A 15,355-nucleotide genomic window follows, 5' to 3' on the forward strand; every position below is an offset into this window, starting at 1 on the left:
CTCCTTATTTGATGGCTTTACCGTTTCTTCTTCTTACGATCAGCTTGTTAGAAGCCTTCTTAGCCTTACGTGTCTTGTAACCAAGAGCAGGCTTGCCCCAAGGTGTGCTAGGGCCAGAACGACCGATAGGTGCTCTACCTTCACCACCACCGTGTGGATGGTCGTTAGGGTTCATAACAGAACCACGAACTGTAGGGCGGATACCCATGTGACGAATTCTTCCGGCTTTACCATAGTTGATAAGGTTGTGATCACCATTTCCTACTACACCGATTGTTGCACGGCACTCGATAGGAACCATTCTCATCTCGCCTGAAGGAAGACGAAGTGTAGCGTACTTACCTTCTTTAGCCATAAGCTGTGCAGCGTTACCAGCTGAACGAACCATCTGGCCACCCTTTCCGGGATAAAGCTCAACATTGTGTACGTTTTCACCGACAGGGATCTGTGAAAGAGGGAGGCAGTTACCAACACGAACTTCTGCGTTAGCACCGTTCATAACTGTCATGCCATCCTTAAGACCGTTAGGTGCAAGGATGTAAGCCTTTGTGCCATCCTCGTACTCGATGAGTGCGATATTTGCTGATCTGTTAGGATCATACTCAATTCCGATAACCTTTGCAGGCATATCGTCCTTGTTTCTCTTGAAATCGATAATTCTGTACTTAACTCTGCCGCCGCATCCACGATGTCTAACAGTGATCTTACCCTGATTGTTACGACCAGCCTTGCTGTTCTTTGAAACAACCAGTGACTTCTCAGGAGTCTTCTTTGTGATCTCAGAGAAATCAGAACCTGTCATGTTTCTTCTGGAAGGGGTATATGGGCCGTATTTCTTAATTCCCATGATTTTATCTCCTTTTTGTTTATCACGTATCTAATGATGTTTATCATTTGGATCCCGGACTTTGTTTGGATCCGTACGTATAGTTATTGGTTATCTATTGATTAAAGTCCCTGGAAGATCTCGATGTCCTTGCTGTCCTCAGTAAGCTGAACGATAGCTTTCTTGGTCTTAGCTGTGAAGCCAACGATCATGCCACGTCTCTTCATCTTACCGTTTGCATTGATTGTATTAACCTTTGCAACCTTTGTTCCTTCGAACATCTTCTCTACAGCTTCCTTGATCTGTGTCTTGTTAGCTTCAGGATTAACAAGGAAAGTGTACTTCTTCTCTGCCATGCCTGCCATGCTCTTCTCAGTAAGAACAGGCTTAAGGATTACGTCATAATACTGTAATGCTGCCATTAGCAATACACCTCCTCAATCTTTGCTACTGCATCCTTTGTAAGGACGAGTGTTCTTGCGTTTACGATATCATACACGTTAAGTGTGTTTGTAAGTGTTGTTGTAGCCTCTGCAAGGTTTCTAGCTGAAAGTACTACGTTCTGATCATTGTCAGCGAGTACTACAAGAGCCTTACGTGTAGCCTTGAGGTTGTTCATAACCTCTGCAAATCTCTTGGTCTTGATCTCATCAAACTTGAGCTCATCAACAACTACTACGTTGTTGTTAAGAACCTTATCTGTAAGAGCAGACTTAAGAGCAGCTCTCTTCTCTTTCTTGTTCATCTTGAAAGAGTAATCTCTTGGAACTGGAGCGAATACAACTCCGCCGCCCTTCCACTGAGGAGCTCTGATTGAACCCTGTCTTGCGTGACCGGTTCCCTTCTGTCTCCAAGGCTTTCTTCCGCCTCCGGAAACTTCAGAACGTGTCTTTGCTTTCTGTGTACCCTGGCGCTTGTCAGCGAGCTGCTGAAGAACTGCCATGTGTACGAGATGTTCATTTACTTCAACTCCGAAGATAGCGTCATTCAATTCGATTGAGCCAACTTCTTTGCCTTCCATATTGTAAACAGATACATTAGCCATCTGTATGGTTCCTCCTTTCGCGTTCTATTAGCCTTCAACCTTAACGGTTTCCTTGATAGCAACAAGTCCCTTCTTAGGTCCAGGAATAGCACCCTTTACAAGAATAAGATTCTTGTCAGCATCTACTCTTACAACCTCAAGATTCTGAACTGTTACTTTTACACTGCCCATGTGACCAGGCATTCCCTTACCCTTGAATACACGGCTGGGATCTGAACTTGAGCCATTAGAACCCTGATGACGGTGGAACTTGGAACCGTGTGCCATAGGTCCTCTGTGCTGACCATTCTTCTTAATAGCACCCTGGAATCCTTTTCCCTTTGAAACAGCTGTAGCATCAATCTTGTCGCCTTCTGCGAAGATATCAGCCTTGATCTCAGCGCCAAGTGCATAATCAGCAGCATTCTCGAACTTGAACTCTCTTACATATCTCTTGCAAGAAACTCCAGCCTTCTTGAAATGTCCCTGCTCAGCCTTAGTTGCGCCGTGACGGTGGTAGATTGTCTTGCTGCCGTTCTTGTCCTTGTTAACAGTCTTCTCTTTCTTGTCAACAAATCCAACCTGAACTGCGCTGTAACCATCGTTCTCAACTGTCTTGATCTGAGTTACTACGCATGGTCCTGCCTGAAGAACAGTTACAGGAACCAGTGAACCATCTTCTTTGAAGATCTGAGTCATTCCGACTTTTGTAGCTAAAATAGCCTTCTTCATGTTTTTACCTCCTTATTACATCTACAGCGGATGCTTACTTCGTTCGCAATGTCGTCAATTGTCATCATTATCCTCAACAATTATCCAGTTATCACGGCATCATGCGTCTCGCATCATACTAGTAGAGGTCTGTTATTATTTCATCTTAATGTTTATGTTAACACCTGCAGGCATCTCGAGTCTCTGAAGAGCCTCAACTGTCTTGGATGTAGGTGTGATGATATCGATAAGTCTCTTGTGTGTTCTCTGCTCGAACTGCTCTCTGGAATCTTTGTACTTGTGAACAGCACGGAGAATTGTAACAACTTCCTTCTTAGTAGGAAGAGGTACAGGTCCGGAAACCTGAGATCCGTTCTTCTTGACTGTCTCGATAATCTTCTTGGCAGATGCATCAACAAGCTGATGATCATAAGCCTTAAGTGTAATTCTCATTACCTGATTTGCCATAAAAAAAGTCGCCTCCTTTTCGCACTTTTTTGAATAAGTACGACAAGCGGTGACTGTACACTCTCCCGTGTGTGTCCAGAACCTCATCGCAAAATAAGATCCCGAACTTATCCTACACGTCGTTTCTGCCTTGGGTTAGTCGGCAGACCTAAATTAACTGTACAGTGACTTGTCGTCAGTTTGTTTGGCCGATCACTCGGTCCTTGACATTCGCTCCACGGAAAACCTGCTTAACTGGATAAAGCAGCAACCTCACGCTTCATAGCTATCATGTCACAGCATGGTTGAGTATAAATCATTTTTATCTGATATGCAACACCTTTTTGTAAATTAATCAGTTTTTTCGCAAAATCAGTGTTTTTGGATTATTTTTCTTGATGTTTTTTAATCTCTTGCCTTTTTATAATATCTATTTTACCGCTACAGTAGTACAATATCTCGTGCATTTTTGGTTTAAAGCCATTTTTATGTAATGCCATAGTACTGATTTTCTGATACTATCATTAATATATAGAAATGACTATTATAGGAAACTAAACATTTATTAAATAATTATATTTCGAGGTATAAACTATGTGGATTGCTGATGGATGGAAGGACTATGAGGTCCTTGACACTTCCTCCGGAGAGAAGCTTGAGAGATGGGGCGACTACCTGTTGGTCCGGCCTGATCCCCAGGTAATATGGAACACTGACAAAAAGCATTACGGCTGGAAAAAGTTCAACGGACATTACCACCGTTCCAACAAGGGCGGCGGTGAATGGGAGTTCAAGAATCTCCCTGAGGAATGGTCCATAAATTATAAGGAACTTACCTTTAATCTGAAGCCCTTCAGCTTCAAGCACACAGGTCTTTTCCCTGAGCAGGCAGCCAACTGGGATTGGTTCTCTTCATTAATAAAAGAAGCAAATCGTCCCATCAAGGTTCTTAATCTGTTTGCCTATACAGGAGGAGCTACCGTGTCCGCAGCCAAGGCCGGCGCTTCCGTAACCCATGTGGACGCCGCCAAGGGAATGGTAGCCTGGGCAAAAGAGAACGCGGCTTCCTCAGGGCTTGGAGATGCCCCTGTCAGATATTTTGTGGACGACTGTGTTAAATTAGTAGAAAGAGAAATAAGACGCGGCAACAAGTACGACGGAATCATCATGGATCCCCCCTCCTACGGAAGAGGTCCCAAGGGTGAGATCTGGAAAATAGAGGACTCGGTATTTCCTTTTATTCAGCTGTCCTCTCAGCTGCTTTCCGACACACCGCTGTTTTTCCTTATCAACTCCTACACCACAGGTCTTCAGCCCGCTGTTCTTTCTTATATGCTTCATACGGTCCTTGATCCCATTCACAGGGGCAAGGTTGAGGCAGATGAGATCGGTCTTCCCGTTAAGGGCAACGGTTTGGTTCTTCCCTGCGGAGCAAGCGGACGCTGGACTGCAATAAACGACTGAGCATAACAAAGAGCCGGTGGACATCCACCGGCTCTTATATTTGACATGATCTTAAAAGCTGTATTATTTACTGGTCTTCACTGGCATCAATGCGTTCTCTTATCTGCTGCATTCTGCGATCCAGCTGATTGATGAGATCTGCACTGAACTTCAGGTCATCAACAATTACATCCTGATTCTCGATATTCTTTTTGTACTTCATCTTGTGCTCAAGACTTGCCCAGAAATCCATGGCTATGGTCCTGAACTGAACCTCAACCTTCATGTATTCCTTTCTGTCCGTAAGGAAAATAGGTATCTGAATGATAAGATGAAGGCTTCTGTATCCGCTCTTCTTAGGTTTCTTGATGTAATCCTTTTTCTGTAATACTGTGATGTCATCCTGATTCTGAAGGCAATCCGCCAACATATAAATGTCATCCACAAAAGAACAAATTACTCTGATTCCTGCAATGTCCGAAAGCTGATCGTTGATATTATCAAGTGTGAAATCCAATCCCTTGTTGCTGAGCTTGTTATAGATGCTGACCGGAGTCTTGATTCTCATTTTGATAGACTCGATGGGATTTCTGTTGGTTATGACCGATAATTCTTTATTTAATACATCGAATTTAGTTCTCACCTCTGATAAAGCACATTCATACTTCATCATCAAAATTCTGAAATCTTTTTCCTGATTCTTCCCCTTCAAAATATTCTCAATATCTGTCTCAGTTATAGAATCGCTTTCAATGATCTTGTCTGCGCCGCCCGCAATAGCTGCGAAGTCGACCTTGGAGTAGTCTAAGTGTTTCACTGCCATAGACCTCACTTCCTTTCTGCCTGATTCTTCTATGTATAGTATAGCAATATTCCTTTAAAATTCTGTGAACGAAATATAAAGCTTTTCTTTAAAGCCCAAAATTCCGCAGAGCGCACGAGGCGCCTGCGGAATTCTCATAAGAAATATCTTTTCCCCCGAAAAGAATCTTGTAAAACAAAGTCATTTTGCTTCGGCAAGTCTGTCAGGAAGATCGGCCAGGGATACAACGCTGTATTCCAGCTCTGTTCTGGGGCCTGCCAGCATCTTAAGTTTGTTCAACACTCTTCGGAAAACTATCTTGCAACTCTCCTTGCTGGTTCCCACAAGAAGAACCAGATACTGTGAGGCGGAGTATTTACAATAGGTATCGCCCTGTCTCAGGGTCTCGGAAATAGCCTGCTGGAGAAGCTTACTTCTGTTTTCCAGCTTCGCCTGATTGGCAATCTTTTTACCCTCATAATCCACAAGAGTAAGAAGCATCATATAAACTGACTGTCCGCTTCTTTCCATATTTCTGCTGAGGATATGGTAGGCATCTATGAAGCTGGGATAGGAAACATCATAGGCGCCGTCATCATCTTTTACCACGCTCTCCCTGTGCTCCAGGATATCATCTCTGATCTGGAGAATCTCATTGGGTGAGTTGGTAATCTGCCTGCTCATCTTGTCGTAACACTCAAGCAGGTCGTTGCTGGGAGTAATGCCCAGCTCATCAGTATAATATCTTACTGTTTCATTATATATAGTATAAGCATCCTTATAGGATTCCATGCCTATCAGCGCGTTGATCTCGCCAACCTGCCACTCGTCATCGGGATACAGCTCCGCGGCCTTTTTGTAGACCCTGTACATGGAGTCATAGTCCTTGCGCTTCTGGTAGTAATTGCCAAGAGATATTACGCACTCGGAATACATCTTCTGATACTGAACGCTCTTCATTATTACCCACTCCTGGGTGGATATTTCCGGAAGAAGCTCAGACACATAGAGGTCAAAAGCCTGCTTGTAAAGAGCGACTTCTTCAGCCTTGTCCTGACAGGTCCTGGCCTTCTCTACGCACTGCACGAAGGTTATGGCATCGGACTCGATCTCTACATTTTCATCAGGGAAAAAGATTCCGTCTCTGTTTACAATATAATCCCCATCCGGAAGTCCTGATTTCTTCAACTGCTTGTGCATCTGATAAATCAGATTGTTAAAGCTGTTGCTGATATTGGACTGTTCTTCCCTGTCGTAGAGAATATTAATAAGAGAATCCTTGGGAATTCCCCTGTCGCCACTTAGCCACACGATCTCAAGCAACTGTATGTATTTTGCTGTTTTGTTCTTGCCGATTGATATGTTCTTCCCCTCATAAGAAATCGCAAGACCTCCAAACAGCTGAATGTGAAGTTTTATTTTCGTCCCCGAATTTTGCATATAAGTTCCTCACCTGCTTACTGCTTCTTTTGCATTACCGACATAGTTACAAACACTAAAGCATTCACTAGAAGAATTCTTAATATCATCACGAAAGTTGGACCATTTACAGCACCAGCACTCCTTCATAGGAACCAAAGCCCCATCATCAGGCTCCCAGTGCTCGCAGCAGTGGTTCTCCTTCACAATCAGCAAACCACTTTCATCATACATGTTCTATTCCATCCCGTTCCCTCATAAAATTACGCAGACAAATCGTCTATCTTACGATTATAATATGCCACGAAATATTATTTCACATTTAATAATTGTCGTGAAATAGTATTTTTTTGTCGCAGATTGCAAAAAAATATGATAAAAAACCCTGCACGTAATGTACAGGGTTTCGGATATCAAAATACCAGTTTCTGTTTCATTTCATTATACTTATCTGATGTCATAAGTGCCGTTTCATTAGTGTCCTTTAGGGTTACGGTGTAAGTCCATCTTCCGTAGACCTCCAGCTTTTTGATGGCGTCGGTCCTTACGATGTAGGACTTGTGACACCTCATGAACTTGTCCGGATCAAGCTTCTCCTGTATGGAAGACAGGGAGGTGGCTGTCAGGAAGATTTCTTCCCTGGTCACTATCCTGCACATGCCGTCGGTCCTTTCCACCATTATGATGTCTTCGGTGTCGATGAGGTTGATCTCCTCCTTGCCTCTGATGACCAATTTGTCAAAAGAAGTATCGGCTTTTGCGGAGGGTATTTCCTGCTCCTGAGGCTCTGACATACTTTTTATTCTTGAAAGAGTTTTGGTTATTCTCTCGAGGTCAAAGGGCTTCACCAGATAATCAAAGGCGTAGATCTCAAAAGCGTTGGCCATGTACTCGCTGTGGGCGGTGGCAAAAACAATCTTTACCTTTGGATCCACTTCAGTAATGGCTTTGGCACAGTCAAGGCCGCTCTCGCCGCCCAGGTCTATATCCATGAACACCACCTGGGGGCGATTCTTGATAAATTCGCTGATGGCAGCTGCAAAATTGCCACAGGAAGCCACCACCTGACATCCCTCACTTTTTTCTATCATCTTGCCGAGGATCATTCGAATCTGCTCATCATCCTCTACAACCATTACCTTTAACATAAAAGAAACTCCTTAATCACTGTTTGTCTTTCTTGCTATCAACATATTTCATAACACCGGTTCCGATGTCGTTTTTCATCTTGGTGTCTGCCTGAACGTTCTTTAAGTTGTAATAATCAAGAACGCCGAGCTTGCCTGTTCTGAGGGCCTCTGCCATAGCTCTTGGGATATCGGCCTCTGCCTTAACTACCTCAGCCTTCATCTCCTGCTCGAGAGCAACCGCCATGGCTCTTCTCTCCTCAGCCTTGGCCTGGGCGATCTTGGTGTTGGCCTCAGCCTGAAGACTCTGGAGGTTAGCACCGATGTTTCTTCCGATGTCGATATCAGCTATATCAATTGACATGATCTCATAGGCTGTGCCTGAATCAAGACCTTTTTCCAGAACTACCTTGGAAATGTCGTCGGGGTTCTCAAGAACGCTGCTGTGGGTCTGAGCAGAACCTACTGTTGTTACGATGCCTTCACCTACTCTTGCAAGAACTGTGGCTTCACCTGCACCACCGATGAGGTGATCGATGTTGGTTCTTACAGTCACACGGGCCTTTACAAGAAGTTCGATACCGTCCTTGGCAACTGCTGAGATCTGAGGTGTCTCGATAACCTTAGGAGTTACGCTCATGGTTACAGCTTCGAAAACGTCGCGGCCTGCAAGGTCGATGGCTGAAGCCTGCTCGAAGGAAAGGTTCATGCTGGCTCTCTCTGCGGCTATAAGGGCATTAACTACGCTGTCCACATCTCCGCCTGCCAGATAATGAGCCTCCAGCTGATTGGTCTTAACATCAAGGCCTGCCTTGGTTGCCTTGATCATGGGGTTAACGATCTTGGCGGGTCTTACACGGCGAAGCTTCATTCCTACCAGTGAAAAGATGCTGATCTTAACGCCGCTGGCTACAGCTGAAATCCACATTCCAACGGGGATCACGGTAAAAAATACCACTACCAGTAATATTATAAGAGCTGCGATTATTATTGTTGTCATCATTTTATTTCTCCTCCTGAACGATTATCCTGTTGTTTTTAACCTCTGTTATCATAAGGGGTGTATCCTTTTTTATGTAATAGTTTGATGAAAGGATATCCAGCTTGACTCCGTCGAATTCCCCTTTTCCCGAGGGGCGAAGGTCTGTGATGGCCACACCCTTTTTTCCTATAAGATATTCCATATCCTCTTCGTCGATAAAAAGGTTCTTGCCCTGAAGGTCCGTATCCAGCTTGATAGGTGATTTGATCTTCTTAGAGCTGAATACCACAATGCTTATGACCAGCATTACCGCGATCACCACAATTGCGATGACCCCCACCAGAATTCTCTCCGGGGCATTTCTTCCTGTTAAAAAAATGCCTGCTGCGGTGCACACTGTTCCCGCGATTCCCGGAAGTCCGAAGCCCGGCATATAGAATTCAACGCCGATAAGCAGGATCCCCAGGATCAGAACTACAATTCCCAATATCTGAACTGCTCCCATTTTTACTCTTCCTTTCCAAAGCTGACTGTAAATACTGTTTCTTCCTCGTCAGATTTAAGTTCTATTTTTCCCTTAGCTTTATTTACTATCTCAGAGACAATTGCAAGTCCCATGCCGTGGCCTTCTTCCTTTTTGGTGGTAAAGCCCTTTTTGAAAATGCTGTCCCTTATTTCTTCAGGAATCTTCGGGCCGTTGTTCTCCACGCTGAAGATGTACTGCTGCTGAGTCTCCGTGATATTTATCCTGATCTTCTTTTCCTGAACATCGCTGTCCTCAAGGGCTTTTATAGCATTGTCTGTGAGGTTGGATAAAACCTTGCACAGCTCCCAGTCCTCGATATTCAGGTTCTTAAGGTCGGATTTCACTTCGATGAGAAACTCGATTTCCTTGGCTTCCGCCTCGGCGAATTTGGCAGCCAGGAGCGCATTTACGGCGGGCTTAGACGTCTTTACAGCTTTTCCCGTTTTCATCAGCTCCTTGTACACCTTCCTGAGGTATGCATTCATCTCATCATATTCCTCAAGCTCCATGAGACCATACACAACCTGCAGCTGGTTCAGGTAATCATGTCTGTCCATTCGCAGCTTGTCATTGAGCTTTGACAGGTTGTCGATGCTTTCGCGAAGAGCATCATCCCTTTTCAAGAGCTGAATGTAGTTCCTGGCCAGAATCACTATGCAGATTGCAAGTATCACTACCAATATGGCAAAAAAGATAAGGTACATTGTCTTTGTCTCTCCTATAATAAAATAATATCATCTCAGCCCGGGACTACAACGTATATTCTCTGAAATATACAAAATCGGGTCTGAAATGACATTATTTTAATTGTAATGACAATTATTCGGTTACATGCCTCTTTTTGAAAGTCCCTTAATATAAGGTGTTCTGTTTCACAAATGATCATATGCAGTTACTGCTATTTTAATTCTTTCTCGAAATATTAAGGCTCAGAGGCAGGATTTAAGTCGATCCACTCGCCTTCATCTCCCATGGCATTGGGAAGGCTGCCAAAGCCGTTATCTCCGGTCTTATATTCCTCAGATTTCACTTCCTTGGGTAATATATATTTCACAGGAACATAGATTCCGTCCTCGCCCCAGGGCTGCACCATATCAATGCTTACATCATAATCCGCATCACTGAAATGAACCGCAACAAAGGAGCCAACCTCCGGAGACTCAATGTTCAAAAGGGTTACCTTATCTTCATCCTCCGATAGATTAAGAAGATATCTTGCTGCTGTAAGAGGGTCAAAAAGCTTCTTGTATTCATCGCCGGTGCTATTCTTGGCGTTGTTATTCAGCATTTCGCCCAGACCGTTTTGGCTGTAATCCAGAGGGTTAAGCAGCATGGAATCTGCATTCCAGGCATTATCATAATCATCGATAGTCTCAATGTCCTCATATCTTATGAACTCTTCCGAAACCACCTTGTAATCGCCGTTCTCATCCTTAGCAATTGTGATGTACTCTTTCCAAAGATAAACATGGGGTTCAGAGTCGGTGGCGCAATAAAAGATCTCCGCCTCTGTGCGCTCCTCATTTAAGTATCCAAAAGCACAGCTGGTATCAGAGTCAGAGTCCAAATTGATTCCGGGCCAGGGACTGGACCAGCCGAATGTGGCATCCTCGCCCTCTCCCGCAAGGAGCCCCTCTTCCATAAGTGTCTTCCTGACTTCATCAGTAGAGGCTTCAATGATCCCCTGAGCATTTCTGTCCTCAAAATCCTCAGCCCACTGCCGTACAAATGAGTCCTTGGTCTGGGTTACCCCCGTCACCTGCGAAGAATCTGACTCCGTTACTACGATTACATCCTCATCAGCTTCATCCTGAGTGACATTCTTCACTTCAGTTGATTTTTGAAAAAAGCCCGATAGGAGCACCACGCAAACGATGACAAGCAGCACTATAAGCCAGAAAGTAGGCTTTCTATAGTTAAAGATCTGCTTCACTCTTGTACCTACCCCCACTTCACCAAAGGCCAAAGGATAAGCCAGCACCAGGCGCTTATGGGTGCTGCAAAGAAGCAGTGAATTGGCGTAGGACTTCTTTTCATCCAAAGACATATGACTGATGACCTTCTCATCACAGGCAAGTTCTATGTCCTTGCAGAAAAGAGCGTATGACACCCACACCAGGGGATTGAACCAGTGCACAGCCAGGATCAGGAATCCCAGCTGCTTCCTAAGATGATCAAGGCGCTTAATATGTGCTTTTTCATGGAAAAGAACGTTCCTTATTGTCTCATCATCAAGACCGGAGGGCAGATATATTGCGGGTTTGAAGATTCCCAAGATAAAAGGTGTATCAATCTCGTCGCAGATAAATACATTCTTTTCATTCTCAAGTCTGATGGATTCTCTGGTCTTTTTCCGAATCGAGATATAACTGAATACCGCATAGCCCAGGATCAAGAAAATACCAAAAAGCCAGATCATCTGAAGCCTTACGAACAGGTCTCGTCGGAAAAGACTGGAACTTAAGCCCTTTCCATTATCCTCTACAACTATTATCTCCTCATTGGGAAGATAGTCAGTAACTATCTCCTGGGATTCTGTAACCTCGTTGCTATCTGCTTCAAAAACATAGGTTGCTTCATCGCCGGTATTTGGCTCGTAGTTATGAGTAGTCACCTCGATACCGCTGTCAGCAGCTGTGACATCATAGAAGAATGACTCTATCCTGTTGCCAACATCAGGCAGAAAGCCAATCTTCGATTCAATCTGAAATGGAAAAAGGAGCCTTAAAGCCACTATTGCCCAAAGCACACCCATGAACCACTTGGGTGCCTTCTTAAGCGGCAGTCTGAATATGATCACAGCCAGCATCAGAAAAGATGCTACTATGCTGATCTCTATCACTTTAATAAACAATGTCCCCATATATATTTCCTCCGTATGCCTCTCTTATCAGTCTTTTGCACTGTCTATTATCTTGCGGATTTCCGCTATCTCTTTTTCCGAAAGCTTCTGTCTGGATGTGAAAGCCGCAAGAAATGCGGGCAGTGAGCCTCCAAAGGTCTCTTCCACGAACTGTTCGCTCTTTCTTCTGTAAAATTCTTCCTTGGAAATAAGCGATGTAACCACGCCCTCATCATTTTTGAACAGCCCTTTATCACAGAGCTTTTTAAGCACCGTGTAGGTGGTTGACTTCTTCCAGCCAAACTGATTAGCGCTAAGCCTCACAAGCATTCCGGAACCGATGGGCTCATTATCCCATATAAGCTCTGCAAACTGCATTTGAACTTCCCCGATTTCCATGACATACCTCCTTTTTGTTATGGTCTATTCTCTATCGACCTCTTTAAGTTTATACCCTATAGACCAACACTGTCAATCAACAATAAAAAAGATGCAATCCGAAGACCACATCTTTTTTCCCTATCAATTCTTCATTATCTCGATATTCCCAAGCTTTGTCCTGCCGCGGATACCTATATCCACGTGCTGGGGGTAAGCATCTTTGTACTTGTAGATGCTGAGGATAATACCCAAAAAGGTATACGATAAAAACAAGTTGCTGGAACCTGCAGAGAAGAATGGCATAAATGAGCCGGTGTAAGGGATGACCGCCATATTCTCAAGTACGTTCGCCAGCATATTTACAAGAAGCACGTCCATGCATCCAACGCCCATTACAAAGCCAAGCTGGTTCTTACACTTGGCTGTTGCGATGCAGCCTGTTATTATCACTGCCGCCACAGCTGCAACCACTGCGGCAACAAAAAGCGCTCCATATCTATTCGCAAGATATGTCAGTAAAAAGTCGCCGTTAGGACTTGGAAGGCTGCCCAGGACATCTTTTCCCGTATTGCCCACAAGATTCACATTACCAAAAGAACGAACCGTCCTTGTCACATAAGCCGCATCATTATCAAGATCCCATATAGCACTGATCCTGCTCATCTGGTAGCCTGCAAGTAAACCATTATGAAAAAGAAATGCCACGATTCCCAACGGAACCACTGTTATGGATGCCCATAATGAGCATATCGTGAGCTTCTTTGGAACCTTAAACCATCCCTTTGCCACGGCTATGGTCAGCTGCACTGCCATTGCCATTATCATCACCAGAGCAGTCAAAAGTCTGATTCTCTTAAATACAAGTATTGCCGGAACAAACATCCACAGCAGAGCGCCAATGAATGCCAGCCCCCCGCCACCACGGTACTTATACACAATCGCTCCGTACAGCGGAACATAAAACAGCAAATACGCCGATGTAAGAATGACTATGGGCCCCAAACGAAGAAACGTATGCACCCCATTGACGCTATAGCCAAGGTAGGAAAGGGGCAACATTGCCATTATCAATAAGGTGATCACTTTTGCATTTTTGGCAATAAAAGTATAATCGATCAGGTATACAGTTATCATGGCCGCAAACCCTATCAGGACTTTTATGTAAAAAACATGGCTCCCAAGGACGCTGGTTGACTGGTCCAAATGCCCGGCATCTATAGCTACAAGCTCATGGATCACGCTGCTGACAATACCTACCAAAACCGCGATGATCACAACGTTCCATGCAATCCTGGGCCTGTGGACTCTGTCCATGGAAACCCCTGCTTCCACCGGATCGCCCATATCTGCCACAGCTGCTTTTTCCGCAGCTTCCCTGTCCATGCCTGCTGCCATATTGGCCTCTATCTGGTCCTCCATATGGGCCCTGAGCTCGTCTTCTATCACCTTGTGAGCCTGGTAAAATCGCACCTGCTCCAGCAGTATCTGAATATATTCCTCCATTGTCACACCCCCATCGCCAGTACATTTGCTATTGCGCAGGAATACTCATTCCATTCTTCCGTCTTGCTTTTGAGAAGTTTTTTCCCCTCTTTGGTAATGCTGTAGTACTTCCTGGTCTTCCCCAAAAACTCCTGCTCGTAGACCCTCAGCATTCCCTTCTCCTCAAGCCCGTGAAGAAGCGGATAAAGAGTTCCCGCCTTAAGCTCAAATACGTTCTGAGACTTCTTCCTGAGGGTATCGATCATTTCATAACCGTACATGTCTTTTTCTGACAGGAGCTTAAGAATAAGCATTGTCATACTTCCTGTTAAAAGAGATTTATCAACAGCCATCATGTCCTCCTTATATAGATTGCCGATATATTGTCTGTCTATATAGTATATCGATTATCTATACATGTCAATACAAACCGCTGATACAATCTGTAGTTCTGTGGTTCATCACTTCCAACGCCGATTGTCACCTTTTGATAGCCCTTCTCTTTTATGTCCTTAAGAACCGCTGTCATCAGTCTGGATCCAATTCCTTGCCTGCATAAACTCTTCAGCCTGCTTTTCCTCTTTTTCATCCAAGGCTTCCTGAATTCTTTCCTGCTCTTGGTCTACCCTTTCCATGAGTTTGTCCCATTCTTTGTCGCTAAATTCCTGGCTTCCTATACGGATCTTGACCTCAGTTTCATTGTTAAGAAGCTTAAGATAAAGTTCTGTTTTATATGAATTAATCTGCTCTATCAAAGAGTTTTCTTGAAGCTCAGGCTCTTTTTCCACATGGGGAGTCTCGTTTTCCTGAGCCGTCTCTTCTATGGGCTTTGACTTTTCTTCCTCAATCTCATGGCGCTTTCTTGTACAGTGATTGTACTCCTGAAGAGCCCTCATAAAGGCCTTAAGATCCTCCGGAGTAAACATGCTTGCTGCCTTGGAAAGCTGATTGATGTTGTCTACGTTTACATGAAGCGCTCCGCCGCTTGGAAGATATATCTTCAGCACTTTCTCTTTCTCATACATATTTCCCAGGGTTATGGCGTTCTGCTGATAATCGCACTCAAAGACTACACCTTTATAGTTAATGATGCCATCCTTCGCCAGGAAGCTATATGGACACTTCTTCTCAGTTGCTTCATTTAGGTGCGCACCGAAGCTTTTAGAAGTCTCCTCTACGCCAACATAATTCTCTTTTCCTGCCACGGTAGCTGTATTGTCTGTATAACGATCAAGTGCCAGTGCTGCTATACTCATAAAGTCTCCTTCATAACAAAAACGTGCCTTCCCATTGGATCTCAATCCATTGAAAAGACACGCATTTCCATTGCTATCTTATTTATC

Annotated in this window: 19 protein-coding genes; 1 reads left to right on the plus strand and 18 read right to left on the minus strand. The window is 44.2% G+C overall.

The genetic code is table 11. The features are described from left to right. Window positions 1-4 precede the first annotated feature (4 nt). The 5 genes from rplB to rpsJ all read right to left on the minus strand — a co-directional run bounded on the left by rplB (window position 5) and on the right by rpsJ (window position 3,029). Entirely contained in the window at window positions 5-847 is an 843-nt protein-coding gene (gene rplB, locus T359_RS0105450) for a 50S ribosomal protein L2 (RefSeq protein ID WP_022778091.1), read from the minus strand. A 101-nt stretch (window positions 848-948) separates the two neighbouring features. After that, the gene (gene rplW / locus T359_RS0105455) at window positions 949-1,248 is read right to left on the minus strand and encodes a 50S ribosomal protein L23 (protein ID WP_026516594.1); all 300 of its coding nucleotides are present in this window, start codon (window positions 1,246-1,248) and stop codon (window positions 949-951) included. Continuing rightward, on the minus strand, window positions 1,248-1,871 hold the full coding sequence (gene rplD / locus T359_RS0105460) for a 50S ribosomal protein L4 (protein ID WP_026516595.1): 624 nt from the start codon (window positions 1,869-1,871) through the stop codon (window positions 1,248-1,250). Before rplD ends, rplW begins: the two co-directional genes overlap by 1 nt. 27 nt (window positions 1,872-1,898) lie before the next feature. After that, window positions 1,899-2,582 carry a 50S ribosomal protein L3 gene (gene rplC / locus T359_RS0105465; RefSeq protein ID WP_026516596.1) on the minus strand — a complete coding sequence of 228 codons (684 nt, stop codon included), beginning with the start codon at window positions 2,580-2,582 and terminating at the stop codon, window positions 1,899-1,901. Window positions 2,583-2,717: 135 nt separating this feature from the next. Continuing rightward, window positions 2,718-3,029, minus strand: a complete 312-nt coding sequence (gene rpsJ / locus T359_RS0105470) for a 30S ribosomal protein S10 (RefSeq protein WP_013279995.1) — start codon at window positions 3,027-3,029, stop codon at window positions 2,718-2,720. Between the two features lie 573 nt (window positions 3,030-3,602). Between rpsJ and T359_RS0105475 the strand changes: the two genes are divergently transcribed. Then, window positions 3,603-4,472 carry a class I SAM-dependent methyltransferase gene (locus T359_RS0105475; protein ID WP_026516597.1) on the plus strand — a complete coding sequence of 290 codons (870 nt, stop codon included), beginning with the start codon at window positions 3,603-3,605 and terminating at the stop codon, window positions 4,470-4,472. Between the two features lie 67 nt (window positions 4,473-4,539). Here the strand turns inward: T359_RS0105475 and T359_RS0105480 are convergent, their stop codons facing one another. From T359_RS0105480 to T359_RS0105535, 13 genes are all read right to left on the minus strand, one after another. Further along, window positions 4,540-5,274: a GTP pyrophosphokinase gene (locus T359_RS0105480; protein WP_081795381.1), complete on the minus strand. Its 735-nt coding sequence runs from the start codon at window positions 5,272-5,274 to the stop codon at window positions 4,540-4,542. A gap of 180 nt (window positions 5,275-5,454) precedes the next feature. After that, the gene (locus tag T359_RS0105485) at window positions 5,455-6,693 is read right to left on the minus strand and encodes a bacterial transcriptional activator domain-containing protein (RefSeq protein WP_051544964.1); all 1,239 of its coding nucleotides are present in this window, start codon (window positions 6,691-6,693) and stop codon (window positions 5,455-5,457) included. Between the two features lie 9 nt (window positions 6,694-6,702). After that, window positions 6,703-6,906, minus strand: a complete 204-nt coding sequence (locus tag T359_RS0105490; RefSeq protein ID WP_026516600.1) for a hypothetical protein — start codon at window positions 6,904-6,906, stop codon at window positions 6,703-6,705. Between the two features lie 179 nt (window positions 6,907-7,085). Then, window positions 7,086-7,820 carry a LytR/AlgR family response regulator transcription factor gene (locus T359_RS0105495; RefSeq protein ID WP_026516601.1) on the minus strand — a complete coding sequence of 245 codons (735 nt, stop codon included), beginning with the start codon at window positions 7,818-7,820 and terminating at the stop codon, window positions 7,086-7,088. A 16-nt stretch (window positions 7,821-7,836) separates the two neighbouring features. Beyond that, window positions 7,837-8,802, minus strand: a complete 966-nt coding sequence (gene floA / locus T359_RS0105500; RefSeq protein WP_026516602.1) for a flotillin-like protein FloA — start codon at window positions 8,800-8,802, stop codon at window positions 7,837-7,839. A gap of 1 nt (window position 8,803) precedes the next feature. Further along, window positions 8,804-9,286 carry an NfeD family protein gene (locus tag T359_RS0105505; RefSeq protein ID WP_026516603.1) on the minus strand — a complete coding sequence of 161 codons (483 nt, stop codon included), beginning with the start codon at window positions 9,284-9,286 and terminating at the stop codon, window positions 8,804-8,806. 2 nt (window positions 9,287-9,288) lie between these two features. After that, window positions 9,289-10,011: a sensor histidine kinase gene (locus tag T359_RS19435; RefSeq protein ID WP_051544968.1), complete on the minus strand. Its 723-nt coding sequence runs from the start codon at window positions 10,009-10,011 to the stop codon at window positions 9,289-9,291. Window positions 10,012-10,229: 218 nt separating this feature from the next. Then, window positions 10,230-12,170, minus strand: a complete 1,941-nt coding sequence (locus tag T359_RS21340) for a M56 family metallopeptidase (RefSeq protein ID WP_051544970.1) — start codon at window positions 12,168-12,170, stop codon at window positions 10,230-10,232. A gap of 27 nt (window positions 12,171-12,197) precedes the next feature. Further along, a complete protein-coding gene (locus tag T359_RS0105520) occupies window positions 12,198-12,548 on the minus strand; it encodes a BlaI/MecI/CopY family transcriptional regulator (protein ID WP_026516604.1) in 351 nt (116 codons plus the stop codon). A gap of 123 nt (window positions 12,549-12,671) precedes the next feature. Beyond that, window positions 12,672-14,033 carry an FtsW/RodA/SpoVE family cell cycle protein gene (locus T359_RS19445; RefSeq protein WP_051544971.1) on the minus strand — a complete coding sequence of 454 codons (1,362 nt, stop codon included), beginning with the start codon at window positions 14,031-14,033 and terminating at the stop codon, window positions 12,672-12,674. Between the two features lie 2 nt (window positions 14,034-14,035). Further along, window positions 14,036-14,365, minus strand: coding sequence for a PadR family transcriptional regulator (locus tag T359_RS0105530; RefSeq protein WP_026516605.1), 330 nt, complete (start codon window positions 14,363-14,365; stop codon window positions 14,036-14,038). Window positions 14,366-14,403: 38 nt separating this feature from the next. Then, window positions 14,404-14,601 (minus strand): GNAT family N-acetyltransferase, encoded by a 198-nt coding sequence (locus tag T359_RS23425; protein ID WP_081795383.1) that lies wholly within the window; start codon window positions 14,599-14,601, stop codon window positions 14,404-14,406. Continuing rightward, window positions 14,525-15,268 carry a hypothetical protein gene (locus T359_RS0105535; protein WP_026516606.1) on the minus strand — a complete coding sequence of 248 codons (744 nt, stop codon included), beginning with the start codon at window positions 15,266-15,268 and terminating at the stop codon, window positions 14,525-14,527. The genes T359_RS23425 and T359_RS0105535 overlap by 77 nt, the downstream gene beginning before the upstream one ends. Window positions 15,269-15,355: the final 87 nt, after the last annotated feature.

It is taken from the genome of Butyrivibrio sp. MC2021, from assembly GCF_000621605.1.
Lineage (GTDB): Bacteria > Bacillota > Clostridia > Lachnospirales > Lachnospiraceae > Butyrivibrio.